General features: G+C 39.6%; 18 protein-coding genes. 13 read left to right on the forward strand and 5 right to left on the reverse strand.

Features of this window, described 5'->3' with window-relative positions; genetic code table 11:
- Positions 1–34: 34 nt before the first annotated feature.
- Together M2408_RS20635 and M2408_RS20640 are read right to left on the reverse strand one after the other, a co-directional pair.
- The gene (locus M2408_RS20635) at positions 35–1,789 is read right to left on the reverse strand and encodes a SusD/RagB family nutrient-binding outer membrane lipoprotein (protein ID WP_259186321.1); all 1,755 of its coding nucleotides are present in this window, start codon (positions 1,787–1,789) and stop codon (positions 35–37) included.
- A gap of 18 nt (positions 1,790–1,807) precedes the next feature.
- Positions 1,808–5,113, reverse strand: coding sequence for a SusC/RagA family TonB-linked outer membrane protein (locus M2408_RS20640; RefSeq protein WP_259186323.1), 3,306 nt, complete (start codon positions 5,111–5,113; stop codon positions 1,808–1,810).
- Between the two features lie 318 nt (positions 5,114–5,431).
- Between M2408_RS20640 and M2408_RS20645 the strand changes: the two genes are divergently transcribed.
- The 4 genes from M2408_RS20645 (at position 5,432) to M2408_RS20660 (ending at position 10,414) form a co-directional block, all read left to right on the forward strand.
- Positions 5,432–6,646 (forward strand): acyltransferase family protein, encoded by a 1,215-nt coding sequence (locus M2408_RS20645; protein ID WP_259186325.1) that lies wholly within the window; start codon positions 5,432–5,434, stop codon positions 6,644–6,646.
- A 102-nt stretch (positions 6,647–6,748) separates the two neighbouring features.
- Positions 6,749–7,027: a 30S ribosomal protein S15 gene (gene rpsO / locus M2408_RS20650; RefSeq protein WP_120261475.1), complete on the forward strand. Its 279-nt coding sequence runs from the start codon at positions 6,749–6,751 to the stop codon at positions 7,025–7,027.
- A 655-nt stretch (positions 7,028–7,682) separates the two neighbouring features.
- Positions 7,683–9,869, forward strand: coding sequence for a polyribonucleotide nucleotidyltransferase (gene pnp, locus M2408_RS20655; RefSeq protein WP_259186332.1), 2,187 nt, complete (start codon positions 7,683–7,685; stop codon positions 9,867–9,869).
- Between the two features lie 89 nt (positions 9,870–9,958).
- A complete protein-coding gene (locus M2408_RS20660) occupies positions 9,959–10,414 on the forward strand; it encodes a hypothetical protein (protein WP_259186333.1) in 456 nt (151 codons plus the stop codon).
- 38 nt (positions 10,415–10,452) lie between these two features.
- On the opposite strand, the gene M2408_RS20665 is transcribed toward M2408_RS20660, so the two are convergent.
- Positions 10,453–10,779 carry a DUF493 domain-containing protein gene (locus M2408_RS20665; protein ID WP_223583831.1) on the reverse strand — a complete coding sequence of 109 codons (327 nt, stop codon included), beginning with the start codon at positions 10,777–10,779 and terminating at the stop codon, positions 10,453–10,455.
- Positions 10,780–10,856: 77 nt separating this feature from the next.
- A complete protein-coding gene (locus M2408_RS20670) occupies positions 10,857–13,139 on the reverse strand; it encodes a GH92 family glycosyl hydrolase (RefSeq protein ID WP_259186336.1) in 2,283 nt (760 codons plus the stop codon).
- A 143-nt stretch (positions 13,140–13,282) separates the two neighbouring features.
- Here M2408_RS20670 and M2408_RS20675 point away from each other — a divergent pair, with 143 nt between their 5' ends.
- A complete protein-coding gene (locus tag M2408_RS20675) occupies positions 13,283–14,293 on the forward strand; it encodes a LacI family DNA-binding transcriptional regulator (RefSeq protein WP_120261480.1) in 1,011 nt (336 codons plus the stop codon).
- Here the strand turns inward: M2408_RS20675 and M2408_RS20680 are convergent.
- Positions 14,283–14,753, reverse strand: coding sequence for a methionine-R-sulfoxide reductase (locus tag M2408_RS20680; RefSeq protein ID WP_259186337.1), 471 nt, complete (start codon positions 14,751–14,753; stop codon positions 14,283–14,285). The two genes, M2408_RS20675 and M2408_RS20680, sit on opposite strands and share 11 nt — an antisense overlap.
- A gap of 339 nt (positions 14,754–15,092) precedes the next feature.
- Between M2408_RS20680 and M2408_RS20685 the strand changes: the two genes are divergently transcribed.
- Genes M2408_RS20685 through M2408_RS20720 form a run of 8 tightly spaced genes read left to right on the forward strand, consistent with a single transcriptional unit; the run spans position 15,093 to position 26,622 of the window.
- Complete coding sequence (locus M2408_RS20685; protein ID WP_259186338.1) at positions 15,093–16,355, forward strand: cytochrome c3 family protein; 1,263 nt, start codon at positions 15,093–15,095, stop codon at positions 16,353–16,355.
- 37 nt (positions 16,356–16,392) lie between these two features.
- Positions 16,393–19,407, forward strand: a complete 3,015-nt coding sequence (locus tag M2408_RS20690) for a TAT-variant-translocated molybdopterin oxidoreductase (RefSeq protein ID WP_120261483.1) — start codon at positions 16,393–16,395, stop codon at positions 19,405–19,407.
- A gap of 29 nt (positions 19,408–19,436) precedes the next feature.
- A complete protein-coding gene (nrfD, locus tag M2408_RS20695; RefSeq protein WP_077437920.1) occupies positions 19,437–20,921 on the forward strand; it encodes an NrfD/PsrC family molybdoenzyme membrane anchor subunit in 1,485 nt (494 codons plus the stop codon).
- A 6-nt stretch (positions 20,922–20,927) separates the two neighbouring features.
- Positions 20,928–21,464 carry a DUF3341 domain-containing protein gene (locus M2408_RS20700; protein WP_120261484.1) on the forward strand — a complete coding sequence of 179 codons (537 nt, stop codon included), beginning with the start codon at positions 20,928–20,930 and terminating at the stop codon, positions 21,462–21,464.
- Entirely contained in the window at positions 21,448–22,086 is a 639-nt protein-coding gene (locus tag M2408_RS20705; RefSeq protein ID WP_404479136.1) for a cytochrome c, read from the forward strand. Before M2408_RS20700 ends, M2408_RS20705 begins: the two co-directional genes overlap by 17 nt.
- A gap of 19 nt (positions 22,087–22,105) precedes the next feature.
- Entirely contained in the window at positions 22,106–23,341 is a 1,236-nt protein-coding gene (locus tag M2408_RS20710) for a quinol:cytochrome C oxidoreductase (protein WP_259186341.1), read from the forward strand.
- 43 nt (positions 23,342–23,384) lie between these two features.
- Positions 23,385–24,722 carry a cytochrome c oxidase subunit II gene (locus M2408_RS20715; RefSeq protein WP_259186342.1) on the forward strand — a complete coding sequence of 446 codons (1,338 nt, stop codon included), beginning with the start codon at positions 23,385–23,387 and terminating at the stop codon, positions 24,720–24,722.
- A gap of 28 nt (positions 24,723–24,750) precedes the next feature.
- Positions 24,751–26,622 carry a cbb3-type cytochrome c oxidase subunit I gene (locus M2408_RS20720; RefSeq protein ID WP_259186345.1) on the forward strand — a complete coding sequence of 624 codons (1,872 nt, stop codon included), beginning with the start codon at positions 24,751–24,753 and terminating at the stop codon, positions 26,620–26,622.
- Positions 26,623–26,686: the final 64 nt, after the last annotated feature.

Genomic DNA, 26,686 nt, shown 5'->3' on the forward strand with positions numbered 1-26,686 from the left:
AGGCTTTCAGTGCTGGTAAGTATGGAGCTATGTGTTATTCGAAATTGGAATTGCTCCAATAAGGATTTACATTTCTTAGATTTTGCGGTACCCAAAAGATTGGATTTGTGAAATTATCATCCGATTTGACTTTCGCATAATTGTCTGGGTTGTTTTGTTGTTCTGCTGTAGGGTATCTTAATCTCTCAGGGAACGGTTTCATTACTTTTCCATTAAAAGTCATTGGTTCCAGTTTTGGATGTCTTGTTCTTCTGACTTCTGTCCATAATTCATAAGGACACATGATGTTTAAATGGATATATTTTTGCTGCATAATAATCTCCAATTTATCATCGATATTGGTTTTAGCATTATATTTAGCTGCGATGAAGTCAGAATATTTTGTGACATCACTCGCGGCTGGTTTGGCTGGGTGTAATATCAGTTGACTTTTTTGGAAGTCACTCTCATCACTTCTATTATACCAAAAATTAGTAGAGTTAGAAATTGCATTTTTAATATGTGCATCAGCTGTACGACCGGTATTTCCTAAGTTTTTTAAAGTAATTTCGGCCAAGATCAAGTCTACTTCTGCTTGTGACATCATATAGACTGGGAACTTCTTGTTCATGGTAATGTTGGCAAAATTATAAAGAGATTTTGAATTCTGTTTGAAATGGTCACTTATATTCCCGTTAGGTCCACCTGTGTAATATTTTTCTCCGCCATCATAAATTGGTTTTTGAGCATCTGCATTCATACTGACTCCACGATAGTCTCCGATGGATTCGGCAAAATTACTATGCTTAGTTGGAAATGCAATTACAGGTAGTCTAGGGTCATCTACACCTTTTTCATACGCAGAAGTGCCATAGTTCATCCTTTTTATTATAATATTAGGGATGAATGTGCCTGCCCAACCTTCAAACAATCCTCTAACCCATTCTCCACCGTTTCTTGGATCTAGGTCATAAGGCATTTGCCAAACCATATCTGTTGTAGGTAGATTGTTCTTTGCTAACGTTTCATTAATGTGCGTCTTCGCCGTATTTTCGTCTACTCCGGATATCCTTAATGCATATTTTAGGCGCAAAGCATTGATGTACTGAAGCCATTTATTGATGTCGCCTCGAAATGCAATATCTTGATTTTTAAATGTTGAAACAGCAGCAGGGCTCATTTTGCCGTATGCAGCAGGAAGTTCATCTGAGATCTTTTTTAAATCTCCCAATGCACTTAGATAGATTTCTTTTGGATCATCATATTTTGGAAAAAATAAACGATCCTTGCCGCGAAAGGCTTCCGAATAGGGAATGGAGTTATAAAAATCTACAGTGAGTAGAGCTGCATAATCTTTAACAACCGTCACTAAATGATAGTATATGATATTATCGTCAAGCTCCTGCCCGGATACATTAGCTAGGTTGTCTTTGATCACAGCCCAAGCATTCGCGCGCTCATAAAACGCCTTCATTCTGTTCTGCCATAATTGGTTTTCACTTCCGAACCCGTTAACACCTGATAAGTCATCATAAAGACTAAACCAAGCATAGCGATCCGTTATATAGCGTTGTGAGACTTGTGTATAGCCGGAAACACCCATGGCACCTGTTCCCGCTATATCCCACCACCATTCGCCGTAGTCTTGAACATAAAATTTCCATTGGTACAGTGTAGACGTAAATAATCCACTAAAAAGATTTCCTGTTTTGTCATATATTTCCGGATTGGTAAATTCCTTATCTAATGTCTTTTTACATCCTGTAAATAGGATAAAAACCGATGCAATTACTATTGATATTTTTTTCATGATTGAATGTCTAATTGGTTAAAAACTAACGTTAACACCGAAAGTGAATGTTCTGACGGATGGATAAAACGAATTTTCAATGTAGGATTGTGCACCAAGAGCCGCTTCAGCATCAATATTTGGTATACTTTTGTAAAGATATCCGAGGTTTCTAGCAGCAGCCGTCAAAGTCAGCTTTTGGAGCTTTAAATTATTAGCCCATTGTTGCGGAATGGTATATGAAACCGAGATCTCTCGAAATTTGATATAGTCGTTTTTGAATAAACGATCTGGCGGCCAAGATGTGCCAAGGTCATTAATGTAAGTTCCATAATAGGTTGGCGCGCTTACAATTTGGTTGTTTTTGACGTATGATCCATTTGATTCCATTACACCGTCCAAAATTATACCATCGTGATAAATTATACCATCTTTGGAATCCGATGGAGCAGCTGCGTTATGTTGCGTTTGGATAAATTTGTTGTTTTTATCGATATAATAAGCAACACCTCCATTTTCTTCGTCACGCCCTGGTAAGCTTTGCTTGATCACCCCCGTACCCATTAAATAATTATTGGTATAAGAAAATACAGATCCCCCGAATTTGTAATCCAATCCGAGGTGGAAATTGAAGCCTTTGAAGAAGAAATCATTCATAAAACCGCCAAAAATATCGGGATTGACATTTTTTCCAATGTAGGAGACATCGTCAGATAATTGGTATAATCCATTTGGGCCAATAATCTTGTTTCCGCTATCATCTCTTTTATAGTCATAGGCTTTAATTTCGCCAATTCTTTTTCCTTCTTCAGCAAATACTTGGAAGCCACTATTTCCAGTGATGTATTTTTGAGTGATTCCTGGGTATAATGCGATGACTTTTGAAAATTGGTTAGCAGCGGTAAATGTTAGATCCCATCTAAATTTTTCGTTCGCAATTGGAGCAGCCTTGATGAATATCTCGTGTCCCCAATTCCTTAAATTTCCGGTATTAATTTTGGCAGACGAGTAGCCTGTTGAGGAAGATAAGGGCTGAGAAATAATCTGATCGTAGGTATTGTTGTTATAAAACGAATAATCAATTTCTAATCTACTGTTTTGGAACCACCTTGTATTAAATCCGATCTCTATTTCTCTTTTTCTAAACGGTTTTATCATTTCTAGGAAGAGACTGGATGGTGGAGTGACAGTAACTGGGCCATAAGAGTATGGTAACTGTCCTACACTAAAAATGTTATTTGCAAAATATCGATCTCCGGTAGCGGTCGAGGGACCTCCACCGACATTTGCCCAGGCTACGCGAAGTTTACCATACTGTAGCTTGGGTATTTTAAAGTCGTTTGAAAAGTTCCATGTATAGGAAAGTCCAGGATAAAAATAGGAGTTATTAGGTGATTGTAAGGTAGAATTCCAGTCGTTTCGGGCCTGCAATTCCAAATAGTGACTTTCTTTATAAGATATTGTAGCCGATCCGAGCATGCTATATAAAACATCAGATCCTCTTCCATTTCCCATAACCTGACCTCGAGCTCCTGCGGTAGGCCAATTTGCAATATTGGCATTGTTTAATGAATACCAGTCTGGATACAATAAGCCCATATTCCCTGTGGAAGTAAACATATTGTTGTCGGTAATCTTTTGATATGCACCACCTATAAATCCAAAAACGTTCCAATCTTTGTTGAAACTATTTTCGTATTTCATGAGTCCTTGATAGTTTTGTACGGTTGTATTGCGTTTGGTCCATTTATATCCGCCTCCAATTCTATCTGGAACCATTCTGGTTATTTTATTTTCAGTAACAACATCTGTATTGGTGTAATCAATAGACGCTTGTCCAATAAATGAAACATGTGGACTAAATTGTAATGTCGTTTTGATTGAGCTGACTAAGTGGAATTTGGTGTCTTTATCTAGATTATCATTCTGTTCCCAAAGGATATTAGAGGTGGCATTAGGCCAAAAGCCAGGTGAACCGCCTGCTAAACCATAGGGCTCAAGATCTTTTCTGTATCCTTGTGCGTCATGATAAAATCCTTTAATCCAATTGTAATCATAGTCGCGATTTAAGCCTGTAGCCACCCATTGTTGAATATTGGGCCTTCTATTTTTTGTGTTGACGCTATACAAATTGTTCACAAATTCGAAACTGGCAAATTTCGATGGCATAAAATTTCCATTGAAACTAAATGTATTTTGCTTTTGTTTAAACCCAGGTAATATATCGTTGTAGGTATTGGTGGTATAGGACGCACGGGCGCTACCAATCTCGCCTCCCCCTGAAACGGCTATATTAGTCCTGTTATTAATTCCTGTTTTAAAAAAATTAATAAAGTTGTCCGGATAGGCATGATAGGTACTCATGGTGCTATCATAAAGCATAATGTCTGAGTTGTCAAATTTAGGCCCGAAACTAAATCTACTCAGTGGTAACTTTCTAATTTTTTTACCATTAATATCTGCATACTGGATGTCATTGGTAGATGCTCCAGATCCATAGTCATTTTGGAAGTCAATATAAGTAAATGGTTTGTCAATACTTATCTGCTGGTTCACTTGAATTCCTAGCCCACGTGTTTTCCGACCACTTTTTGTTGTTACTAAAACAACACCATTTAAAGCTTGGCTACCATAAAGCACGGTGGCTTTCGCCCCTTTTAGAATCTCGATTGACTCAATATCTTCAGAATTTAAGTCATTTATTCCCGATCCCATATCAAAAGAATTCAAAGGATCATATCCCCTTGATTCCATTGAAGTACTTTCGTCATAAAGCGGTACACCGTCTACAACAAATAGTGGCCGAGTATTAGTTCCAGATTCCAATCCTGCGGCTCCGCGAATACGAATATTGACACCGCCCGTTGGACCACCTGAACCTATATTGATACCCACACCTGCGGCTTTTCCGTACATTGCTAGAAAAGGGTTCTGGGTTGCCCCTGCTTTTAGCAGGTCGTCAGAGGTAACGGTTGCTGTTGCATAACCTAACGATTTTTTATCTCTTTTGATGCCTAAAGCTGTTACAACAACTTCATCTAATGAAGATTCGTCGCTTTCCAATAAGATTTTAATTGCGCTCGACGAACCGACAACGATTTCCTGAGGTTTGTAACCAATCATAGAAATTCGGATCGTTTGTCCTTTTTCAGCGTTGATTTTGAATGATCCGTGCTCATTGGTAAGTGTTTTGGCAATTGAGCCTTTAACGGCTACAGTAGCACCAGGAAGGGGGCCTGTTTTGTCTGACACATTGCCAGAAACCGTTTGTTGCGCGTAAAGTGCTGTTGCGCTAAACAGTGTGCATAGGGCTAAGCCTGCACTTTTTTTGTAAAAGACACTCATTTTCTACTATTTAAGGTTAATTAAATTGTTTAGTACTATGTCAATCCTTGGGATCAGCTATAGTTTTTGGTTAAATGTTAATCTTAGGTACTCTAGTTAATAATCCGTATGATCTGGCTTATTGTTCCAGATCGTTATGTTTAAAAAACAAAATATGGTTAGTATAAATTTCGTTACATAAAATTAGGTATTTATTATTAAGTTCCAAATACTTTTTAAAAAAAAATAAAAAGAACTCCTGTTTGTGCCATTATTATTTTTTTTATGCATAAATATGAATTGGGTAATACCTATATTTACTAGCTAATCACTTAATTTATGATGAAACAACGTTATTATTCCTTGGATGTGTTTCGTGGGGCTACTGTGGCACTGATGATTATGGTAAACAATCCGGGGACATGGGCACATATGTTTGCACCGCTTAAACATGCAGCCTGGCATGGATGCTCCCCAACAGACCTGGTTTTCCCGTTTTTTCTATTCGCTGTAGGGAATGCGATGTCCTTTGTGATTCCTCGCTTGCAAGAAGCAGGTCCGGCAGTTTTCTGGAAAAAAGCGCTTAAGCGTACAGTGTTAATTTTTGCAATTGGTCTTTTTATTAACTGGTGGCCTTTTATTAAATGGGAGGGAGCTGAACTGGTTTTTAAACAATGGGTAGATCCCCATGATCCAAGTCGAGGTATTCGTATCCTTGGGGTGTTGCAACGTATCGCCATCGCTTATTGTTTTGCTTCTATATTAGCTTATTATTTTAAAGAAAAAGCAATTATTTGGATTTCTGCTGGTATACTATTGCTTTACTGGGCTGTTTGTGCATTGGCTGGGGGAGCGGATCCATATAGCTTAGAAGGATGGTTTGGAACAAAGTACGATATCGCTATTTTAGGGGTGCCGCATATTTATAAAGGAGAAGGTGTTCCATTCGATCCAGAGGGATTGATGAGTACCTTGCCGGCAGTAGTTCAGGTTGTATTTGGCTATCTGGTGGGGGTGTTTATTAAAAAACAAGGGCAGGTGGACTGGCTCTGGTCTAAGGTGCCCGCTTCAAACGAACCTCATTTTAAGCTGTTGTCGGGGATGTTTGTGACTGGTTTTATCCTTGTTGTTTTGGCCTGGATCTGGGCGCTCGGCTTTCCGATCAATAAAAAAATCTGGACCAGTTCCTATGTGCTTTATACAACAGGACTTGCTACAATGACCATTGGTGGTATGATCTGGTTTATAGAGGTGCAGGGGGTCAAAAATAAATTAACTCAATTTTTTGATGTGTTTGGCAAAAACCCTTTATTTATATTTGTACTGAGCGGAATTTTACCTCGTTTTTTGGGGTTATTTCGGATCCCGGACGGACTGGCTGAAGATGGAACACAAAAATATATTGACTCTTTTGGCTGGTTTTATAAATATGTCTGTGCCCAAGTTCCAGGAATCCCTGAAGTTGGTTCTTTTGTCTATTCATTATGTTTTTTGACGCTAATGTGGGTAATCTGTTACTGGTTGGACAAGAAAAAAATATATATAAAAGTATAGTGAAAGCTAACAGGTTAGGATAATGTATTTGTTGATCCAAAAAAAAAGACTACCTTTGCAGGCAATTAATAAATTTTTTAACGCTTTAATATTATTCAAGAGATGTATTTAAGTAAAGAGTACAAAGCTGGAATCTTCGCAGAATTTGCTGGATCAGCTACTAACACTGGATCTACAGAAGGTCAAGTTGCTTTATTCACTAAGAGAATCGCTCACTTAACTGAGCATTTGAAAAAGAACAGAAAAGATTTCGGTACACAACGTGCCCTACAAATGTTGGTAGGTAAACGTCGTTCATTATTGGCTTATCTTTACAAAACTGATATTAACCGTTACCGTGCGATCATCAAAGGTCTAGGTCTACGTGATATCATCAAATAAGCTTTTGTACAAAGGTTTTTAGGAAAGCCATCCAAATTTTGGATGGCTTTCTTCGTTTCATTACCCCATTGTTTGTTTTTAACGATGGAAACAGTCCAGAAAGTTTGTGCAAGCTCTTTTTGAATCGCGGAGGTTTTTACTTTGGGAAAAGGTCATTTGGTAGCTCATATTGATTGATCCAGCAACAGCCGTTTGACGGGGATTCGGGCACTGTTCGGAGATTCTTCGTGAGCGCATTGAGATTGCTTCGGGACTGAGTCGGGACAACTTTGGGACTCGTTCGGCTGTTCTTCGACTGTTGTTTGCCTTATTGTTGGTGAATAACCGACGCGCTACCGAGTAGCTGTCGAACAAGAGGTGAAGCAATCCCGAAGCAGTGTCGACTCAGTCCCGAAGCGGGTACCTAGTGGATTCGAACACTGTTGGCATTTGAGGGGACTTAAGCGGACTTAAGGGGACTTGAAGGGACTTCGATATGCTTATTGTTCTGGGTGTAAGGATAATCGCTTGTCGCACCTTGGTCGTTTTGATGATTTAGCATTATGTTAATTGCATTAATCTTAATATTTTAATTTACCTTTGTGCTGAAATCTAACGTATTTAAAATATCGGTACGCTGCCAACAAGATGAAAAGCGTGTCAAAAACAAGATTAAATGAATTACAACGAAATTAAAACAACCATCGATATGGGTAATGGCACCCAAATCGAATTGTCTACAGGAAAATTAGCGAAACAAGCTGACGGTGCTGTAGTACTAAAACAAGGTGATACGATGTTGCTTGCAACTGTCGTTTCTGCCAAAGAAGCTAAATCTGGTGTTGATTTTTTACCACTTTCAGTAGATTATCAAGAGAAATATGCGGCTACTGGTCGTATCCCAGGTGGTTTCTTACGTCGTGAGGCTAGATTATCAGACTATGAAGTATTGATTTCTCGTTTGGTAGATCGTGCATTGCGTCCATTATTCCCTGAAAACTATCACGCAGATACACAAGTTGCCATCAGCTTAATCTCTGCTGATAAAGATATCATGCCTGACGCTTTAGCAGGTTTGGCAGCATCTGCTGCAATTGCAGTTTCTGATATTCCTTTTAACGGTCCTATCTCAGAAGTTCGTGTAGCGAAAATTGACGGTCAATTGGTCATCAATCCAAAATTATCTGAACTTGAAAATGCAACTTTAGAATTTATCGTTGCTGGTTCTGCTCAGGATATCGGTATGGTGGAAGGTGAAGCCAAAGAAATTTCAGAAGCTGAAATGGTTGAAGCAATTGCTTTTGCTCATGAGGCTATCAAAAAACAAGTTGCTGCACAGGTAGAATTGGCTAATTTGGTCGGTAAAACTGTGAAACGTACGTATAATCATGAGCCTGAAAATCTTGAATTGAGAGATTCTATTTTTGCTGCTACTTATGATAAAGTATACGCGATTGCAAAATCAGCTTCTGCGAAACATGACCGTTCTGAAAACTTTGCAAAAATTGCGGAGGAATACAGAGCAACAATGCCTGAAGAATTGGATGATGACACTGCATTCTTATTCAAAAAATATTTCCATGATGTTCAGTATGATGCTGTCCGTAATCTAGTTTTAGATGAAGGCATGCGTTTAGATGGTCGTAACGTACGTACTGTACGCCCGATCTGGTCTGAAGTGGATTACTTGCCAGCAGCACATGGTTCTGCTGTATTCACACGTGGTGAAACACAATCATTGACTTCGGTTACTTTAGGCGCTAAAGACGATGAGCAAATGATTGATGGTGCTTTTATCAACGGTTATAACAAATTTATCCTTCACTACAACTTCCCTGCATTTTCTACAGGTGAAGTAAGACCAAATAGAGGTCCTGGTCGTCGTGAAGTTGGTCATGGTAACTTGGCGATGCGTTCATTGAAACAAGTATTACCTGCAGATAATGAAAACCCATATACAATCCGTGTAGTTTCTGATATTTTGGAATCCAATGGTTCGTCTTCCATGGCGACAGTATGTGCCGGTACATTGGCTCTTTTGGATGCTGGTGTGAAGTTGAAAGCTCCTGTATCTGGAATCGCAATGGGATTGATCTCTGATGAGAAAACTGGTAAATATGCAATTTTATCGGATATCTTAGGCGATGAAGATCACTTAGGTGATATGGACTTTAAGGTAACTGGTACTGAAAAAGGTATCGTTGCTTGTCAGATGGACTTAAAAATCAATGGTTTGAAATGGGAAGTGTTGACACAGGCTTTGGATCAAGCGAAAGAAGCTCGTTTACACATCTTAGGTGAAATGAAGAAAACCATTTCTGCGCCACGTGAAGACTACAAACCACATGCACCTCGTATCGTTCAATTGTTGATCGATAAAGAATTTATCGGTGCTGTGATCGGCCCAGGTGGTAAGATCATCCAAGAAATGCAACGTGAGACTGGTGCAACAATCTCTATCGAAGAGGTTGATAACAAAGGTGTCGTTCAGGTGTTTGCAGACAATAAAGCTGCAATTGATGATGCTGTAGGTCGTATCAAAGCGATTGCTTCTAAACCTGAGATCGGTGAAACTTACGAAGGTAAAGTAAAATCAATTATGCCATTTGGTGCATTTGTTGAGATTATGCCAGGTAAAGATGGTTTATTGCACATCTCTGAAATTGACTGGAAACGTCTTGAAACAATGGACGGAATCTTCAAAGAAGGTGATAAAGTAACGGTTAAATTGTTGGATATTGACAAGCAAGGTAAGATGAAACTTTCACGTAAAGCTTTATTGCCTCGCCCTCCAAGAGAAGATAAGCCAAAACAAGATAACGCGAATGGCGAAGCTCCTGTAGCTGGTGCCGGTCAGGAATAAGCTTGTTCTTGAACTCATATAAAAAAGCCCGCTATTAGCGGGCTTTTTTGTGGACTTTATTTGATTAACTTATTGATATACTTTAAATTATGGTCCGAATATATTGTTTTCTCTTCTTATTGTTATTATATGGTCCTGTTGGGGCACAAGTATTAAAAAATACTGATACAGCCCGTATGTATAATGCAGTGGAAATTTTTCTTGTACCGAAGGGCGGTATGAATAATTTTAAGACCCATTGGCTAAACTATCTAAAAGAAGTTATGAGGGAAGGTCGGTTGGATAAAACGATATATGCTGATCATATATTTGAGATAATCGTCGCAAAAGAAGGGATACTATTGGGCGGGAAAAGTGATTCTAAAGATCCGGTTCTAATTGATTTTCTAAGAAAGCAAAAAAGATGGAGCCCAGGGATTCAATCCGGGCGCCCGATATGTTATCTTTTGAAACTCAAAGTTCCGAAAGAATTGTTTGATCAGGTAAAAATGGAAGAATTGATTGTTCGAGGGGATTTGTTCAAGCAGGAACTTCTTGGACCATAACCAAAAGAGGCTGTCATTTCGACAGCCTCTTTTAGTTTTTATAACATAATAACACCTTTTATCTTGGCGACTTCTTTGTAGAAGTAAATGACCTGATCTGCATCTTTTACATTCAGGTTGACCGTGATCGAGGTATATTTTCCTGTTTTGGAATCCTTGAAGTCAAACCGTGCATCAGTATCATCAAATACTTGTTGGATCTGGTTGAAATGATCTTGATCCTTTGGTAAGATGAACTTATAGGTATAGTCTTTTGGAAAGGTCTCCAAATCTTCTAATCTTTCTTTGAAGCTTTCATAGAAGTCTTTTGGATTCTCGCCACCATCAGGGATGTCTTGTATATTGATGTTTTTGTAATCTGCCATTTTTTGTTCTCCTTAAATTTATATAATAAGGTATTAACAAATATTAATCCATGAATGTTTTGCTGACAATTTTTCAGTTAATTATTGTCAACGCTTGTAGGTCTGTCCGCTTTATTTTTTCCGAAGTTTTTATTCGGCGTAGCGCTCATCTCAATTTCCATCTGACCACCCTGTAGCAATTGCGCATGTGTGATGAAAGTCTTGGTGTAAGGTTTTCCGTCCAATTTGATCGATTTGATGTATTGGTTTGCTTTACCTTGGTTTTTGACTGTTATCGCTAAAGTCTTACCATTTGGCAAATTGATATTGGCATGTTCCATCATCGGCGAACCAAATACGTAAACACCGCTCATGGCATTCAATGGATAGAATCCCATCGCCGAGAATACATACCATGCACTCATCTGACCGACGTCATCGTTACCACAAAGTCCTGCTGGTGTATTTGTATAGAAATCGGACATCGCCTTACGCGCTAATGCGGCACCTTTCCATGGCTGGCCTGCATAGGCATATAAGTATGGGATATGGTGGTTAGGCTCGTTACCTTGTGCATATTGGCCGATTAGCCCTGAGATATCCGGAGAAGCTTCTCCACCGAGATCCGAAGACATGGTTGTAAAGTAATCCAGTTTCTTTAAAAATTGCTGCTCGCCGCCAAAAAGATTGATCAAACCTGTCACGTCTTGTGGTACAAGCCAAGTATATTGCCATGCATTTCCTTCACAGTAATCATTTTCACGGTGCTTGGCCATTAATGGATCAAAAGGTCTACGGAAGTCGCCATTTGCTTTTCTACCAACGAAGTGACCTACTTCTTTATCAAAATATTGCTCATATAATTTATAGCGTTTTTTGAAATAAGCAGCATCTTCTGTCTTTCCTAATTTCTCGGCAATTTTATAAGCGCCAAAGTCGGCGATAGCATATTCCAATGCCCAAGCAACAGATTCATTCGGCATACTGTCGATAGGAATATAAGTCAGGTCGCGCGCAAATTTCAACCCATGGTCATTGCCCATAGCGGTTGTTTTGACGGCTTCCCATACCAAAGGATAATCCTTCTCGTCGATGATTCCTTTTAAGAAGGCATCTGCGATGACCGGAATGGCTGGCAAACCAACCATGGTATTGGTTTCGTTGCCCTGCAAATGCCACATCGGTAATTTCCCTTGTTGTTGATAGATTGCAAGCATGGTTTTGATAAAATCCTGATTGATTTTGCGGTCTTCAAGGATGGTCATCAATGGATGAAGCCCACGATAGGTATCCCATAGGGAGAATACGGTATGATTTACAAAATCTTGCTTTTCGTAAACCTGTTTATCCGTACCCAAATAATCACCGTTTGCATCGTTGAAAATTGTAGGGGCGAAGTAGGTGTGGTATAAAGCAGTATAGAAGATTGTTTTTGTATCCTTATCTGCTTCGAACTGGATTTTGTTTAAGGTTTTATTCCAACGTTGATCGGCTTCTTGCTTTACTTTCTCAAAATTCCAGCCTGGAATCTCCGCATTGATATTATTTAAGGCATTGGTAGAGCTGACTGGTGAAATACCGACTTTCAGTTCAATGTTCTTGTTTTTAGCTGCATCAAAGAAAAGCGCTGCTTTGATCGCTTGTCCTTTGAAGGTCGTTTGACCGAATTTTTCGTCTTTCCCATCAAAGAATCTAACCTTTTGGATAGGCTGCGAAGTTTTTATGGCAAAGTACAGTTTTTGGTCACTGGCCCAGCCTGTGGAGAAACGATAACCAACGAATGTAGAATCATTGATCTGTTTGATATAGGTATCGGTTGGTTTGTCCCAATTGATGTGATAACCTAGGTCAACCAAGATATGAGCATTGTCTGTTTTTTCGTATCGGTATTGATGGTAACCAACTCTTTCCGTTGCAGTGAGATTGGCCTGAACTTTATAGTCATCCAGATAGGCGCTATAAAATCCGGGCTTAGCGACTTCATTTTCTTTTTTGAATGACGAGCCATAGCCTGTATTCATTTTGTTGAATTCTGCAGGTGTCAATTGTAGCTTGCCATTCGCCGGAACGATCATAAGATCATTGAGGTCGCCAATGCCTGTTCCGCTCAGGTGGGTGTGGGTAAAACCCAGTATTTCTTGGCTTTTGTAATTGTAGCCGCTGCACCAATCCCAGCCGTTGAATTTGTCCCAGATCTGTGGAATTTGGGTTGGGCCAAGTTGTACTGCACCTAGAGGTACATTGGCTCCGACAAAGACGTGTCCGTGATCTGCTGATCCAATAAATGGATTGACATATTGTGTTAAATTTTGCTGAGCTTGAACGCAAAATGGTAAAATTAGCGTGCCCAACACTGTTGTGATGAGTTTATTTCCTGTCATAGGTTTTGTGTTCGGGTATTTGAAACTGCTTAAAATTAGTAAATAAAACCTTTTAGCGCAATTTTATTATTATTTTAGTAAATTGTCGTTAAATTTTTTACTTTAGTAATCTTCGAAATAAAAACTTAACAAACCTACTCTACATGAAGAAACGTATTCTGATCAGTGATATCGCAAAGGCGTTGGGAATATCTGTAACTACAGTATCCTTTATTTTGAATGACAAGGCAAAAGAGAAGCGTATCAGCGAGGCGTTGACCAAGCGCGTATTGGATTATGTCAAGAAAGTAGGTTATAAGCCAAATGAATTGGCGAAAAGTTTACGAACCGGAAAAACCAAGATTTTAGGGTTGATTATCGAAGACATCTCGAATCCATTTTTTGGTAATATCGCGCGTTTGATCGAGAGTAAAGTCTACGAGCAGGGATACCGCATTATTTACTGTAGTACCAACAATGATGTCGAGAAGGCGAAGGAACTGATCCAGATGTTTTACGATCGTCAGGTTGACGGTTTTATCATTACGCCTTCAGATGGTTTGGAGGATACTGTCAAACAATTGCAGCAAAGTAATATTCCTGTTGTACTTTTTGACCGCTACTTTCCGGATCTGGAGACAGACTATGTTGGCGCAGACAATTTTCAGGGTGCTTTTGATGCGACAAGCCATTTATGTCAACAGGCGTATAAGCGTATCGGCTTTGTTTCTTTATACTCGGATCAAACTCAGATGAAGGAGCGTTCGGAAGGATATCTGAAAGCAATGGATAATAATAAGCAGCAGAGTTTTATTCAGAAGGTGCAGATGGATGCATCGGATGACGAAGCAATGGAGTCACTCAAAGATTTTATTTGTGAAAATCGTTTGGATGCTGTTTTATTTTCGACCAATTATTTGGCGATTTCTGGATTAAAAGCTTCAAAGAAATATAATTTTGTCATGCCGGCAATGATCGCCTTCGATGATCATACTGTATTTAAATTACTGGAGCCGTCTATCACGGTTGTTTCTCAGCCGATCAAAGAGATAGCAGAAAATCTTATCAATATACTTTTGCTCCGTCTACAGGGCAAAATAAAAGCAACACGTAAGATGGTGTTGCCTTGTGAATTGAAAATTCGTGAGTCGACGAAAGCAAAGGTTACTTTGTAGTATCCGCTACGAATTTCATTGAAATAGAATTGACGCAATGGCGCGTGTTTTTTGCCGTGAAACCTTCGCCAAGAAAAACATGCCCCAAATGCGCACCACATTTAGTACACAGGATTTCTGTACGGCGTCCATCTGCATCCGTGATCCGCGTGATTGCTTCAGGGATCTCATCATCAAAGCTCGGCCAGCCACAACCAGATTCAAATTTTGATTCCGAACGGTAGAGTGGACTATCGCAACGTCGACAAATGTAAGTTCCTTTCACTTTGTTATCCAAAAGTGCACCCGTAAAAGGACGCTCCGTCCCTTTATGCACAATCACATATTCCTCTTCTTTGCTTAACGGGTTGTGTTTTTTATTCGTTTCCATTTTCGTAGTCTGTTTAATGTTCTGCTGACCCTCACAGGAATAGCCTATTAGGAACAAGCAGATACAGTAGCTATATAATAGCGTTTTCATACCTATAAAGTTACGAAATTAATATGGGAAAATGTTTTTTTAGCCCGGAATGATCTTGATATTCAGGTATTTTAAATTGTCATAGTAATGTCTTATATTTGATAGGCGTAGCGTGATGAAAAGTTAAGGTAATTGATGTACTTCGTTCACATAATAGGGATTTAATGTGGTTTAAACGCAATTGTTTAGAATGATTATAAATTGATATTAAAGGTCACAAAATTGTCAGCGATTTGTTAATAAATCATACTTTTGTGGCATTGTTAGGGGGGTAGTGGCTCCTTTAACCATGGGAGTTAATTTTTTACATTCACAAATAAATAGTATAAAGTGCTAAATATGAGAACTATCTCATCCGTTTTGGGAAGCCTTGCGAGGGTGGTGTCAACGAGTTTGATGCTATTATTTGCCGTTACGACGTTGCATGCGCAAGATGTCAAGGAAGGTGAAAAAATCTTCAAGTCTAAGTGTACATCCTGTCACGCCATTGACAGAAAAGTAGTTGGTCCTGCTTTGAAAGGAGTTCCAGATACTAAATCTGAAGAATGGTTGATTAAATGGATCCGTAACTCTCAAGCTTTAATTGCTACAGGTGATGCTGAGGCAGTTAAAATCTTCGAAGAGTACAACAAATCTGTGATGACCTCTTTTACCGATCTATCTGATGATCAGATTAAATCTGTAATTGCGTTTATCAAAGATGCCTCAGTAGAGAAGCCGAAAGATGCTGCTGCTGCTGGCGCTGCTGCAAAAGATGATAATGCATCAATGTTCATGATCTTGGGCTTGATCGCTGTTGTTGTTTTGGCGGTTGTTGTGATCGTGGTGTTGAACCGTGTGATCCGTACCTTAGAAAATGTAATTGCTAAGAATCAGGAAGTTATTGCAGCGCAACAAGAACCTGAAGACAATCAACGTTTTGTGAAGTTTGCGAAAGCATTCGTTAAAAACAAAAAATTGGTTGGATTTACCGTGTTGATGCTTGTTGCTTTATTGGCAGTAGGTGGTTGGAAGACCATGTGGAACGTAGGTGTTCACGAAGGCTACAAACCTGTTCAACCAATCAAGTTCTCACACCAAATCCACGCTGGTGTAAATAAAATTGAGTGTCAATACTGTCACGGTGGTGCATTTAAATCTAAAAATGCTTCTATTCCATCGGCTAACGTATGTATGAACTGTCACAATACGGTCACTGCGTCAGAGCATTATGATGGTGAGATTTCTCCGGAAATTGCTAAAATCTATCGTGCATTGGATTGGAATCCTGAGACGCGTACTTACGGTAACAATCCTAAGCCAATTCAATGGGTTCGTATCCACAACTTGCCTGATTTCGCTTACTTCAATCACTCACAACACGTTGTGGTAGCAGGAGTAGAATGTCAGACTTGTCACGGTCCGATCCAAAACATGGAAGAAGTATACCAATACTCTCCATTGACGATGAAATGGTGTGTTGATTGTCACAAAAAGACAGATATCAAATCAGATAATAAATATTATGAAGATTTGATCAAGGCACACGAAAGAATTAAGAAAGGTGAGAAAATGACTGCAGCCATGATCGGTGGTCTTGAGTGTGGTAAATGTCACTATTAATAATTATTTGAAATACGCAATCTTATATACAGCTTAAATGGATAGCAATAAAAAATATTGGAAAGGTTTGGAAGAGTTAAATCAAACTCCTGCTTTCGTTGAGGGAAGCAAGGGTGAGTTTGCCGAATCTATTCCTGTAGAAGATGTATTAAACGAAGCTGGCTTGAGTACTAAAACTCCTCGCCGTGACTTCTTGAAAGCATTAGGTTTTGGTTTGGGTGCTGTTTCTTTAGCGGCTTGTAACCGTACTCCTGTGCATAAGGCAGTTCCTTATTTGATTAAACCTGAAGAGGTAACTCCAGGTATCCCTAACTATTATACGTCGACATTCAATGGTCAAAGTATCTTAGTTAAAACTCGTGAAGGTCGTCCTATCAATGTTGAACCTAACCCTAATGCAATTGGTTTGAACCAAGGTTTGGATTCAACGACTGCTGCTTCGGTATTGGATTTATATGACGAATCTAAATTGAAGCAAGCGCAATTGAAAGGTCAAGATGTAGAGTGGTCTAAATTGGATGGGGAAGTTGTTAAAGCATTGACTGCTGCTGCATCTTCTGGCAAACAAATTACGATCGTTTCTAATACAGTAAACAGTCCTTCAACTTTGGCAGCTATCGCTGCTTTCGCAACGAAATTCCCTACAGCGAATCATGTACAATACGATGCTGTTTCTTACAGCGGTATTATCGAAGCAAATAAAGCTTCTTTTGGTAAAGCTGTAGTTCCTTCATACAATTTTGATAAAGCAAATGTAATCGTTTCAGTTGCTGCTGATTTCTTAGGAACTTGGTTAGCAGGTGAAGAGCATACACAACAATACGCTAAAAACCGTGACTACAAATCATTGAAAAATGGAAAAATGTCACGTCACGTGCAATTTGAGTCTGGTCTTTCGATGACTGGTACAAATGCTGATGCGCGTATTGCTATCAAACCTTCAGAAGAAGGTGCTACCTTGGTCGCTTTATATAATGCAATCACAGGTCAAACATTAGCTGGTGCGACTGCAAACAAAAAAGCACAAAAAGGTGTAGCGCTAGCGGCAAAAGAATTGGTGAACAGCAAAGGCGCTGCCCTGGTTGTTGCCGGTTCAAATGATGTGAATGTTCAGGTATTGGTCAATGCAATCAACGTTGCATTGGGCGCTTACGGTACAATCATTGATTTAGATAACTATTCTAAACAATACCAAGGTTCGGATTCTTCTTTCCAAGCTTTCTTAGCAGCTGCTAAAGGCGGTCAAGTGGGTGTAGCGTTCTTCTTGAACAGCAACCCTGTATATGACTACTTCAAAGCGGATGATGTAAAAGCGGCTTTGAAACAGATTCCTTTCACATTATCATTCGCACAACGTGCTGATGAGACTGCGTCGGAATTGACAGCGATTGCTCCTGCAAGTACTTTCTTGGAGTCTTGGGGTGATGCTAACCCGAAAGAAGGTTTGTACTCTATCGTTCAACCTACAATCAATCCTGTTTTCCAAACGCGTCAAGCTGAACAAAGCTTGTTGACTTGGGCAGGAAACACAACAGATATGTACAACTTCGTTAAGAACTTGTGGTCTACACAAATCTTAGCTGGTTCTACGAAAAACTGGGATGCTGTATTGCAAACTGGTTTTGAATATAAAGGCGCTAAAGCTGCAACTGCTCCTGCATTTACAGGAAATGCTGCTGCTGCCGCTACTGCAATCGAAGCTTCTAGCAAAGCAATCACTGGTGAGTTTGAATTGAAACTTTACGAGCCTTCTGCTCTTCGCGATGGTCGTTACGCAAACAATGCTTACTTACAGGAATTGCCTGATCCAGTATCTAAAGTAACTTGGGACAACTATGCTGCCCTAAATCCAAAAGATGCTGAAAAACTAGGCTTGGGTGAAGATGGTAAAGTGACTGTAAAAGCAAATGGTGTTGAATTGGAATTGCCTGTTGTACAACAACCAGGTCAAGCACAAGGAACTGTTTCAGTTGCTGTAGGTTACGGTCGTACTAAAGTTGGTAAAGCAGGTAATGAAGTTGGTAAAAACGCATTCCCATTTGCTTCTATCATCAACGGTACTGTTCAAGGTGTTGCAAAAGCAACTGTAGCGAAAGCTTCTGGAACTTACCAATTGGCACAAACACAAACACACCACACAATCGAAGGTCGTAACGTGATTCGTGAGACTACATTTGCGAAATATCTGAAAGATCCTAACTCTGAGGCAGGACGCTTTACAGATAATCACAAAACGTACGATTTGTGGAACAAATATGAGCAACCGGGTCACAAATGGGTGATGGCGATCGACTTGAACGCATGTACAGGTTGTGGTGCTTGTATCGTTGCTTGTAACGTAGAGAATAACATCCCTGTTGTAGGTCGTGATGAGGTTCGTCGTCGTCGTGAGATGCACTGGTTACGTATCGATCGTTACTATACAATCGAAGGTAAAGATCAAGATCTTACAAAAGAGAAAGAGATTGCGAAAGCTTCAGCTGAATTGGATTTCGAAGATATCACTGTTGTTCACCAACCAATGTTGTGTCAGCACTGTGGTCACGCACCTTGTGAAACTGTATGTCCGGTATTGGCTACAGTACACTCTTCAGAAGGTCTGAACCATATGGCTTACAACCGTTGTTTCGGTACACGTTACTGTGCAAACAACTGTCCGTTCAAAGTACGTCGTTTCAACTGGTTTGCATACTGGAATGATTCCCGTTTTGACAACTACTTGAACAATGAGTTTACACAATTGGTATTGAATCCAGATGTAGTAACTCGTTCACGTGGGGTAATGGAAAAATGTTCGATGTGTATCCAACGTATCCAAGGAGGTAAATTGAAAGCTAAGATTGAAAATCGCAAAGTTAAAGATGGCGATATCCAAATGGCTTGTCAACAAGCATGTTCGGCAAATGCAATTATTTTTGGTGATGCGAATGATCCAGAATCAGAAGTTTCCAAAGCATTACGCAATGAGCGTGTTTATTACGTACTTGAGGAAATCAATGTTCAACCGGGTATCGGTTATATGACAAAAGTTAGAAACACTTTTGAGGCGTAATCTTGTACAATATTTGAAATAAAAATACTATGTCATCGCATAACGAATCAATATTAAGAGAACCATTAATGACCGGTAAAGACATCACGTATGCAAAAATTACGGATGATATCTTACTACCGGTTGAAAATAAACCAAATAAAGCATGGTGGATTGGTTTTACCGTTGCTGTATTGGGTGCTTTATTATGGGTAGTTAGCGTTAGTTATACCTTTTGGACAGGTATCGGCGCTTGGGGTCTGAATAAAACTGTAGGCTGGGCTTGGGATATCACCGACTTCGTATGGTGGGTTGGTATCGGTCACGCTGGTACGTTGATTTCAGCTGTATTATTAATTTTCCGCCAGAACTGGCGTAACTCAATCAACCGTTCCGCAGAGGCGATGACGATCTTTGCGGTAATCTGTGCGGCTACATACGTCGTAGCTCACATGGGTCGTCCTTGGTTGGCATATTGGATTTTCCCTCTTCCAAATCAATTTGGATCACTTTGGGTAAACTTCAACTCTCCATTGGTATGGGATGCATTCGCGATCTCAACATACTTTACAGTATCCTTGGTATTCTGGTACTGTGGTTTGTTGCCGGATATCGCGACTATCCGTGACCGTGCTACTGGATTAAAACAAAAGATCTATTCTGTATTATCATTCGGTTGGAATGGTTCTGTGAAGACTTGGCAACGTTTTGAAATCGTGTCATTGATCTTGGCAGGTATTTCAACTCCACTGGTACTTTCTGTACACACAATCGTATCCATGGACTTTGCAACTTCGGTTATCCCTGGATGGCACACGACGATCTTCCCTCCATATTTCGTGGCAGGTGCGATCTTCTCAGGCTTTGCGATGGTACAGACCTTATTGTTGATCTTGCGTAAAGTAATGAACTTTGAGAACTACATCACAATGTTCCACATTGAGTCAATGAATATCATTATCATGACGACTGGTTCTATCGTAGGTGTGGCTTACTTAACAGAGTTGTTTATTGCAATGTACTCTCGTTCAGAATACGAAATGTATGCTTTCGAGAACCGTATGTTGGGTCCATACGCTTGGGCGTACTGGTCAATGATGACTTGTAACGTAATTTCTCCACAGTTATTCTGGTTCAAAAAAATCCGTACAAGTATTCCGATCTCATGGATTCTATCTATTGTGGTAAATATCGGTATGTGGTTTGAGCGTTTCGTAATTATCGTGACTTCATTGCACCGTGATTACTTGCCTTCATCTTGGGCAATGTTCTACCCAACTTGGACAGACGTAGGTATCTTTGTAGGTTCAATTGGATTATTCTTTACTTTATTCTTGTTGTTCTTACGTTTCTTGCCAGGTATCGCAATTGCCGAAGTTAAATTGTTGTTGAAATCATCGTCATTACAACACAAAACTAAATTGGCTCAAGAAGGTGCATTCCCTGCAGAGCAAGTTGAGTACTTCCAAGAATCATTGGAAAAATATGATTCAGTGACAGAAGAAGAGATTAAAGAATTATCAGTTAGAAAATAATCAGCAATGAGCAATACAAAATATATATTAGGTAGTTTTGCGGATCCGGATGACATGATGCATGGGATCGACAAATTGCAAGCAAACAATATAAGTATTTATGACTGCTTTACTCCGATGCCTATTCACGGCATCGAAGCGAAGTTAGGTGTAAGACCTTCTCGCTTGCCTATCGCAGCATTTTGCTTTGGAGCATTAGGAACGACATTAGGTTTTAGTTTGTTGTATTATACTATGGTATACGATTGGCCGATGAATGTCGGTGGTAAACCATCATTTGCAATGCCAAACTTTGTTCCAGTGACATTTGAGGTCACGATCTTATTGTGTGCTTTGGGAATGGTTGCTACATTTTTCTTCCGTAACCACTTGTTCCCGGGACGTACACCTCGTGTGATGGACCTAAGAGCAACAGATGACCGTTTCATCCTTGCAGTAGATGCCAAAGAAAATGCAGACCACGCTTTGATCGATAGCTTATTGAAAGAAGCGGGTGCTGTTGAAGTTAAGTACAATGATAGAAAATATGTTAGCTATGAATAAGAAGAATTTACTTGGAACTGTATGCGCAGCTGTAGCATTGACAGCACTTGTTTCTTCTTGTGGTGACAAAACGACTCGTAGTACAGGTTTGGAATTTTCCCGTAACATGTACGATCCGCTTGCTTTCAATCCGGATCAACCCAATGCGAATTTTGCTGATGGAAAGACAGCACAGGCACCTCCTAAAGGTACAGATCCAATTGGTTTCACTCGTTTTGAGTATGCCAATACATTAGAGGATTATGTACGTGCTGGTGCTGAGGTGAAAAATCCTTTGCTTGTTAATGCTGAAAACCTTGAAAAAGGTAAGGCTTTATTCACTACATACTGTTCAGTATGTCACGGAGTAGAAGGTAAAGGGGATGGACCTCTTACGAAAGATCGTAGTGTAACTGATTCTAGAGGTACTCGTCAATTAGAGAACTTTCCGCCGCCACCGTCTTATCACAGAACGGATAAAGCGAACTCTTCAAGAGGTGGTTTCATGGCTGACTTGACAGATGGTAAGATTTACCATACGATTTATTATGGACATAACTCCATGGGATCGCATGCATCTCAATTGTCTCCAGAAGAGAGATGGAAAGTTGTTATGTATGTTCACGAATTACAAAAGAAATAATCTAACATCAGATATATAAATGGGAACTCACAGTCATCATCACGATTATAATTTCAACGAGCGATACGAGTTTGCTGGCAAAGCTAAAATGTTCAGTATTATCGCTGTTGTACTAGGCGTAGCTGCTGTAGCTATGGGGTTGCTTTCGGGCGATCACGTTACTGTAGAGCGTACATACGCCAACTTGTTATTGATGGGTTATTACTTTACATGTGTGTGTGCAGCAGGAACATTCTTTGTTGCTTTGCAATATGTAACACAGTCTGCATGGTCTGCAGGTCTGGTACGTATACCTCAAGCTATGGCGGGTGTTCTACCAATTGCATCATTGATTTTATTGGTTATTGTAGGCTTAGGTTTGACTACACATAACTTGTATCACCACTGGCATGCAGATGGTCTTACTGACCCTAATAATGCAAATTACGACCCTATTATCGCAGGTAAATCTGCTTATTTAAATGTTCCTTTCTTCTTGATCCGTCAAGTTGTATTTATGGGACTATATAGCATTTTTGCCATTATTTTTGCGAAACTTTCTTATAAAGAGGATTTAGAAGGCGGTTTGGCTTCTTACAAGAAATCATTCAAATTGTCTGCAATCTTCTTGGTTATCTTCGGTTTTACTACACCAATCTGGTCTTTCGATACTATCATGTCCTTAGAGGCACACTGGTTTTCTACCATGTTTGGTTGGTACAACTTTGCAGCAATGTGGGTAAGTGGTATCTGTTGTATCACGATCATCGTTGTTGTATTGAAGAAAGCTGGTTATATGAACTGGGTAAACGAAAATCATTTACACGATTTGGGTAAATTGATGTTCGGTTTCTCAATCTTCTGGACTTACGTTTGGTTTGCACAATTCATGTTGATTTGGTATTCAAACATTCCTGAGGAAACAGTTTATTTCTACAAACGTTGGGAACCTGAATACAAACCTTGGTTTTGGTTGAGTATTATCATTAACTTTGTGGCACCATTGTTACTATTAGTGGATCGCGATGCTAAACGTAAACAAAATGTTATGTTGTTCGTAGCGATTCTATTGTTGGCAGGTCACTGGCTAGATTATTATATCATGATCATGCCTGGTACTGTTGCTGAACATAGAGGATTTGGTATCATTGAAATCGGAACTGCGCTTGGTTTCTTAGGTTTGTTTGTATTCTTAGTGATGAACAAATTGAGTAAACAAGCCTTGGTGCCTAAAAATCATCCTTTCTTGGATGAGAGTTTGCATCACCAAATATAGTTTCACTTTTAAAGGAAGGTTACGTAAAAACGTTATAAAAGAAATGAGCTTTAAATTAAATAATAGATTCAAATCCATCTCGGGTTTTGTGCTTGCACTAGGGCTGCTTTTTGCAAATCCTATTCTTGCAAGTCAACAAGATACAGTAGCATCTGATTCTGCTAAAGCGGCAACTACTGCGGTAGCTGCCCCTGCAGCAACGGATTCGGTTGCAAAAGATACAACAGCGGCGGCAGGTACTGCTGCTGTTGCATCTGCTAGCTCTACTACAGAAGCTGGCGCTGCTGCTCCTGCTGTTGAAGAAGTGAAGCAAATAGACCCTCAGGTTTATAAAAACTTCACATACTATGTGTTATTGTTCTTGGTTATTTGTACAATCGTTGCTGTTATTGGCAAGGTACTTTCGATCTACGAATTGACACGTAAAATGAACGGTAGATACAATCCATTTGCGAATAACACATTCCAATCGGCATTGTTGTTTATCTTCTTGGTTGTATTTCTTTACGGTGTTTACTGGTCATACGTACATTGGGGTGCTGCATATTGGAGATCTGCGGTAACTGAGCATGGTGAGCGTATTGATACCATGTTTATCATCACAACAGCAATTACAACATTTGTATTGGTTATTACACATATTTTGTTGATGACTTTTACATTTTTGTACCGTATGCGTGCAAAACGTCAGGCGTATTATTATCCGCATAACAATGCTATCGAGAAGCTTTGGACAATCGTTCCTGCTGTAGTTTTGACAGTATTGGTATTGTTTGGTTTCTTTACGTGGAGATCAATTACAAATGTTCCTGAGGATCTTCAAAAATCAGCATTGCAAATTGAGGTATTGGGTGAGCAGTTTCAATGGAATGTGCGTTACCCTGGTACAGACGGTGTTATTGGTAAACGTAATTACAAAATGACGACGCCAACAAATCCTTATGGTATCGATTTTAATGATAAAAATTCATGGGATGATATTCAAGGTTCTGAAATTTGGTTACCTGTAAACAAACCAGTTCGTTTCCATATCGTTTCAAAAGATATTATTCACTCTTTCTTTATTCCTGATTTCCGTGTTCAGATCAATGCGGTACCGGGAATGACCAACTACTTCCAATTCACACCTACTGTAACAACAGAAGAAATGCGTGATCGTTTGGGAGACTACAACTATGATTTTGTGATGTTATGTAACAAGATCTGTGGATCTGCTCACTGGAACATGCAAAAGAAAGTGGTTGTTGTAACTGAGGCACAATATAAAGAGTGGTTAGCTAAACAAAACAAATATTTTACTGAAGACCTACAAAAGGAATTCAGTGGTAAGACGGCTAACGTAAAAAAGGATAGCTTACAAGTTACAGCATCTTTGAACTAATTAAGAATTTTTGAATATAAAATCGAATATGTCAAGTACAGTAATATCGCATAGCGCTGAACATCACGATTCGCACGGACATCATCACGAGGAATCATTCATCAGAAAGTATATCTTTTCTGGTGACCACAAGATGATTGCCAAGCAATTCTTGATCACTGGTATCATCATGGCAGTTTTTGCGATGCTTTTATCAGTATTATTCCGTATCCAATTAGCATGGCCGGATAAAGAATTCCCTATATTAGAAGTATTCTTGGGCAAATGGGCTGAGGGTGGCCGTATTAAGCCGGAGTTTTTCCTTTCCTTGGTTACGATCCACGGTACTGTCATGGTATTCTTTGTGTTGACAGCAGGTCTATCGGGTACATTCAGTAACTTATTAATTCCATATCAAATCGGTGCGCGCGATATGGCGTCGCCTTTTATGAATATGTTATCCTACTGGTTGTTCTTCATTGCATCAGTAATCATGATCGCTTCTTTCTTTGTAGAGAGCGGACCTGCTTCTGCTGGTTGGACAATCTATCCACCATTATCAGCTGTACCAACAGCAATCGCTGGATCTGCGACAGGTATGACTTTATGGTTGGTCAGTATGGTTCTATTCGTCGCTTCTCAGTTGATCGGTGGTATCAACTACGTAAGTACGATTTTGAACATGCGTACAAAAGGTATGGATCTATGGAAAATGCCTTTGACAATCTGGGCGTTTTTCTTAACTGCGATCGTGGGTATGTTGTCATTCCCAGTATTGGTATCTGCAGTAGTTCTTTTGATTTTTGACCGTGCCGCTGGTACATCATTCTATTTGTCTGACTTGGTTGTACAAGGACAGATTTTACCTAACGAAGGTGGTTCTCCAATTTTGTTCCAGCACTTATTCTGGTTCTTGGGTCACCCTGAGGTATATATCGTAGTTATGCCTGCATTAGGTTTGACTTCTGAAGTTATTGCTACAAACTCACGTAAACCAATTTTCGGTTACCACGCCATGGTTTATTCTTTGATCGGTATTACAGTGTTGTCATTTATCGTATGGGGTCACCATATGTTTGTGACAGGTATGAATCCGTTCCTAGGTGGTGTATTTATGATTACAACGTTGATTATCGCTGTTCCTTCTGCTGTTAAGGCATTTAATTATCTAGCAACTTTGTGGAAAGGTAATATCCGTTTTACACCTGCAATGATGTTTGCTATCGGTTTGGTATCTTTCTTTATCTCCGGTGGTTTGACAGGATTGTTCTTGGGTAACGCGGCATTGGATATCAACTTGCACGATACGTATTTCGTTGTAGCCCACTTCCACTTGGTAATGGGATCTGCGTCCATCTTTGGTATGCTTTGTGGTGTTTACCACTGGTATCCAAAAATGTTTGGTCGTATGATGAACACGAAATTGGGTTATTTACACTTTTGGTTGACTTTCATCGGTGCTTACTTGGTATTCTTCCCAATGCACTTTATGGGTATTGATGGTGTGCCACGTCGTTATTATGCATTTACTGAGTTTGCTTTCATGGCAAAATGGGTTTCTGTGAATCAATTGGTTACTTGGGCTGCTATCGTTGCTGCTTTGGGACAGGTTGCATTTTTATGGAACTTCTTTTACTCGATCTTCTTCGGTAAGAAAGCACCACAAAACCCTTGGCAATCGAATACCTTGGAATGGACTACTCCGGTAGAACATATTCATGGTAACTGGCCAGGAGAAATTCCGGCAGTACACCGTTGGCCTTACGATTACAGTAAGCCAGGTCATGGTGAGGATTTCATTCCTCAAGATGTTCCTTTCTCTGAAACGATGAGCTCGAATTTGCCGCATGATTTTGAAGGAGATGAGGAAGCTGAGCGTATCCAAGCAGAATGGAATGCTCAAAATGGTAGAAAAGACTAATAAGATTTAGTGGAATAGAGTAGGGCTTGTACCTACTCTATTTTATACAAGTTTGTATTTTAAG

This window comes from Sphingobacterium sp. BIGb0165 (assembly GCF_024810095.1).
Classification (GTDB): Bacteria; Bacteroidota; Bacteroidia; order Sphingobacteriales; family Sphingobacteriaceae; genus Sphingobacterium; species Sphingobacterium detergens.